Source organism: Massilia brevitalea, from assembly GCF_030711405.1.
GTDB lineage: Bacteria > Pseudomonadota > Gammaproteobacteria > Burkholderiales > Burkholderiaceae_D > Telluria > Telluria brevitalea.
This window is the reverse complement of record NZ_JAULSI010000093.1, coordinates 1-4,806: the sequence shown is the minus strand read 5'-3', so window position 1 is coordinate 4,806 and position 4,806 is coordinate 1. Positions and strand designations below refer to the sequence as shown.

Genomic DNA, 4,806 nt, shown 5'->3' with positions numbered 1-4,806 from the left:
CGCCGTTCAGTGTCTAGACGGTGGTGGTTTGACGCTTACATACAAATGACTGTTTTGCGTCGCCTTGACGACATAAACGACCGTGCTACACTCTCAGCCAATGAATCGCACCCTGAAAACCTATCTGCTATGGCTGCTAATTGCCGTGATGCCCTTCCAGGCATTCGCGGCAAATGTGCTGCGCGTCTGCAGTTCTGGCCATCAGGGTATGACCATGGGCGCAGTTGCCTCGATGGACCACAGCAGTGCGTCGACTAGCTCGCACGTTGGCGCTATGGACCAGCAGTCAGGTGATGATGAAGCATGTCCTGAGATGGCGTCATCCAACGACCACAGTGACAATACTTCCGACACCTTTAAGCATGGCTCATGCAGTGCTTGTGCTGCGTGCTGTGTTGGTGCGGTTGCACCGCCGCAGCTCTTGACCTTCAAACCCTCCTTCAACAGCGCTGAGGTCTATGTGACCTTTGGCTCTACTCTTGTCGCTGGTTTCATTCCCGACAGTCTCGAACGTCCCCCCCGGCATCTCGCCGCTTAATCGTTTTCGGTAGCAACGACGCGCGTACTCGCTCGTATTCCGTTGTGCTTTTGTCGCGCATTAGTGCTGCGCGTCTACTTTCGATTATGGGACGACTATGTTCTCCAAACGTTTTGTTGCCGCCACTGCGGTAGCCGTAACATCGTTCGCGTCCATCGCGGGCGAGCCACCAGCTTCGCTCAAAGCGGCCGACCCGGCTGCGCAGGTTTCACAAACGACGTACACGTCTGCTTTCTCTACTTACCTACCGGCTGCTACGGATAACGTCTCGCCTGACAAAGTTTGGAAAGAGGCTAACGCTACTGTCGCGAGTGAGGGTATGCACGGTGGCGCTCACGCGGGCCACGCGCCAGCAGCGCAAGGTGCAGGGAGCCACAGTGGCCACACGATGCCGACTCAAGGCGCGACTTCGGGCGCCCATGCCGGCCAAGGCACACCAGCCGAACCGGCTGGCCAGACCCCACACGCGGGTCATCAGATGCCAGCTCAAGCTATCGCTCCAGCGGCCCCGACTGGCCAACGTTCGCCAGCAGCGCATACAGGCCATCAAATGGTACCGGCGGTAAAGCAGGACCCCCACGCGGGTCATCAAATGGCACCGGTGACTAAGCCTGACCCACACGCTGGTCATCAAATGGCGCCGGTGACAAAGCCTGACCCACACGCCGGGCACCAGATGGCGCCGGTGCCAAAGCCCGACCCGCATGCAGGACACCAGATGGGCCAGGAAAAAATGCCGGCCAATGCTACTCGCCCAGCCCCTGCAAAGGGTGCGGCGAATGAGGCGTCGCATGAACAGCATCAGCAACAAGGAAAAGAGACGAAGAAATGAAGCCTATCGTTTTCACACCATTACTCAAGACTTCCAGTCTCTTGCTGGCCGTATCGGTTTTAGCCGGATGTTCGACGTTGTCCAATGACGGCGGGGCGAGCGACGTCTCGAAGTTGACGCAGCCCCGTATCGGCTTTGGAGTGACCGGCGAAAGAACCGACAACGACGCGCTGGCTAGCTCTGCCCAAGTCTCCAAGCTCCTGGCAGCGCCGTTGACGCCTGACTCTGCGGTGCAGATTGCATTGCTCAACAACCGCGGCCTTCAAGCTTCGCTCGCTGAGCTCGGTGTATCCGAAGCCGACTTTGTCCAAGCCGGCCGTATGCGTAACCCGGGCTTTTCATTCAGCCGGATGCGTGGCGGCGACGAAGTCGAAATCGAACGTAGCGTGATGTTTGACCTTATTGGTCTGCTGACTATTCCACTGCGAAGCACTATTGAGCAAGGCCGATTCGAGCAAGCAAAGATAACGGCTGCATCAGAAGCAGTTCGTCTGGCTGGCGAAACACGTCGCGCGTACTTCAGCGCTGTTGCAGCTGCTCAGACGGAGAAATTTATGAGCCAGGTAGTGACTTCAGCCGAGGCTGGAGCCCGGCTCGCACAGGAGCAAGCCAAGGTTGGCAACTGGAGCAAACTGGACAGGGCACGTGAGCAGGCTTTCTACGCGGAGGCGACGACGCAGTATGCCCGCGCCCGGCACGCTTCTACGGCAACGCGAGAGCAACTTGTCCGCTTACTAGGCCTCTGGGGTTCGAACGTCAACTACAAGATTCCCGACCGTCTGCCAGACCTCCCCCAAAAGCCGAATGAGCCGGGAGCGCTCGAGGCTCTTGCGATGGAGCAGCGACTCGACATCCACATTGCGAAGCGGGACGTTGATGCTACCGCTCGGTCACTGGGCCTGACGAACGCTACAGGCTTTATCAATGTTCTGGACGCTGGATACGCCAACAAAAGCACTACCGGCGCGCCTCGTGAGAACGGCTACGAAATATCGCTTGAGCTACCTATCTTCGACTGGGGTGGGGCTCGACGTGCTCGTGCGAAGGCAACGTACATGCTCTCGGTCAATCGCACCGCCGACGCTGCTGTTCGCGCGCGCTCGGAAGTGCGAGAAGCGTACTCGGCGTACCGCACGACCTATGACGTCGCCAAGCACTATCGCGACGAGGTAGTCCCGCTTAGGAAGCAGATTTCGGAAGAGGTCCTCCTTCGCTACAACGGGATGCTTGCCAGCGTTTTCGAGTTGTTAGCTGACTCACGCGACCAAGTCACGAGCGTCAACGGCGCCATTGAAGCGCAACGAGATTTCTGGATTGCAGAGACCGAGCTGCAGGCGGCCATAAACGGCAGCGGCGGGGCCGTTTCACGGCCAACCGTTGCAACGTCGAGCTCCGCGCCGGCAGCTGAACATTAATTGGAGAGTTGAGATGGTTTCACGTAGAGATTTGTTCACCGGTGCCGCGGCACTGGTTGGAGCCGGGGTGGTCAGCCGAGTCGGTGCAGCCTCCCTTCCCGAAGCAGTAATCATGCAGAGCGCTGCGACGCAGGTTCCGCCGCCACCACCGAACGGCCGTCCTTACAACCCGGTTGTGACTCTCAACGGGTGGTCGCTCCCATGGCGCATGAACAACGGTGTCAAGGAGTTCCACTTGGTTGCTGAGCCGGTCGTGCGTGAGTTTGCACCAGGCATGAAAGCAAACCTTTGGGGGTATAACGGCGCCTCACCGGGGCCGACCATTGAAGTGGTCGAAGGCGACCGTGTCCGTATTTTCGTGACTAACCGCCTGCCAGAGCACACGAGCATCCACTGGCATGGGCAACCGCTGCCAAACGGTATGGACGGTGTTACCGGTTTGACGCAAAAAGGCATTCAGCCCGGCAAGACGATGGTGTACGAGTTCGAGGCTAGGCGGCCGGGCACGTTCATGTACCACCCGCATGCCGACGAAATGGTGCAGATGGCCATGGGGATGATGGGCTTCTGGGTGACCCACCCGAAGAATCCCAACTTCATGAAAGTCGACCGCGACTACGTATTCCTGCTTGGTAGCTACGACATCGAGCCAGGAAGCTTCGTCCCGAAGACCTCGACAATGCTGGACTTCAATCTGTTCACGTTTAACAGTCGCGTCTTCCCAGGTATCGACACGATGGTCGCGCGCCAGGGTGAGCGTGTGCGTATTCGTTTTGGCAACCTGACGATGACTAATCACCCGATTCACCTGCACGGGCACGAATTCGAAGTGACCGGCACGGACGGTGGTTGGACCCGGCCGGAGTCGCGTTGGCCAGAAGTGACCGTCGACGTCGGCGTGGGCCAGATGCGTGCCATTGAGTTTGTCGCGGATAACCCTGGTGACTGGGCATTCCACTGCCATAAGTCTCATCACACCATGAACGCCATGGGCCACGACGTCCCAACCATGATTGGCGTCTCCCAGCGCGACGCTGCGAAGAAGATTAGTTCAATCATTCCGGATTACATGGCAATGGGCTCTACGGGCGGCTCTATGGGAGAAATGGAGATGCCGCTGCCGGAAAACACTCTTCCGATGATGGGTGGCCAAGGCCCCTTTGGCGGAGTCGAGATGGGCGGTATGTTCACCGTGATGAAAGTCCGTAAAGACCAGAAGCGGGGCGATTACAGCGACCCAGGTTGGTACAAGCACCCAACCGGAACTCTAGCCTACGAATGGAATGGCGCGCCGCCTGAAGCGGTTAGGAGTACGTCGGCCGGCGGGCAGTCTATGCCTGCGCCAAAGCCAGCGCAGAACGTAGAGTTTAATGTTCGCAAACCGTCGGGGCACTCCGGGCACTGACCGGAAACAGCGTTGCTGAGTAACGTAGTCAATCGAAGTCGCAACTGGCGGTTAGAAAACGACCGCTAATCTAACTTGAAAGAAGAGATACCAAATGAAAATCGCAAAAATCGTCACCCACTTCGCTGCAGCTACGTTCGCGCTGACCGCTTTCAATAGCGCTATGGCCCAATCGCATGACCACGGAAATCATGTAGCTGCTGCCGTCGCCGGTCAGGAGACGACCATGTCCGATGGCGAAATTAAGAAGGTAGACAAAGACACCGGCCGACTCACCATCAAACATGGTCCGCTTGAGAACCTGGGCATGCCAGGCATGACGATGGTGTTTGGTATGAAGGATGCCTCAGCGCTTGATTCCCTCAAAGCGGGCGACAAAATCAAGTTTGTCGCCGAAAAGCTCGAGGGACGATACGTCGTGACGCAGCTCGCAGTTCAGAAGTAATTAGCCAGGTAGTACAAGGCGTCGTCGTCCTAACTCAGCGTCGACGCTAGCAGCAAAAGATGGGATGAGTATGTTTGCAACCAACCAAGGAGTAAATATGAAAATCTCGAAAATCGCACTCGCTACGTGTTTAGACTCGTGGGATCATGTACCCATTCGTAGCTGGCCGCT

General features: G+C 57.6%; 4 protein-coding genes. All 4 read left to right on the top strand.

Going from position 1 to position 4,806, the window contains the following annotated elements; all coding sequences use genetic code 11:
• Positions 1-100: 100 nt before the first annotated feature.
• On the top strand, positions 101-538 hold the full coding sequence (locus QWL29_RS26260; RefSeq protein WP_305825804.1) for a hypothetical protein: 438 nt from the start codon (positions 101-103) through the stop codon (positions 536-538).
• Positions 539-1,366: 828 nt separating this feature from the next.
• Complete coding sequence (locus QWL29_RS26255) at positions 1,367-2,785, top strand: TolC family protein (protein ID WP_305825803.1); 1,419 nt, start codon at positions 1,367-1,369, stop codon at positions 2,783-2,785.
• 13 nt (positions 2,786-2,798) lie between these two features.
• The gene (locus tag QWL29_RS26250) at positions 2,799-4,190 is read left to right on the top strand and encodes a multicopper oxidase family protein (RefSeq protein WP_305825802.1); all 1,392 of its coding nucleotides are present in this window, start codon (positions 2,799-2,801) and stop codon (positions 4,188-4,190) included.
• Positions 4,191-4,284: 94 nt separating this feature from the next.
• Positions 4,285-4,635 carry a copper-binding protein gene (locus tag QWL29_RS26245; RefSeq protein ID WP_305825801.1) on the top strand — a complete coding sequence of 117 codons (351 nt, stop codon included), beginning with the start codon at positions 4,285-4,287 and terminating at the stop codon, positions 4,633-4,635.
• Positions 4,636-4,806 lie beyond the last annotated feature (171 nt).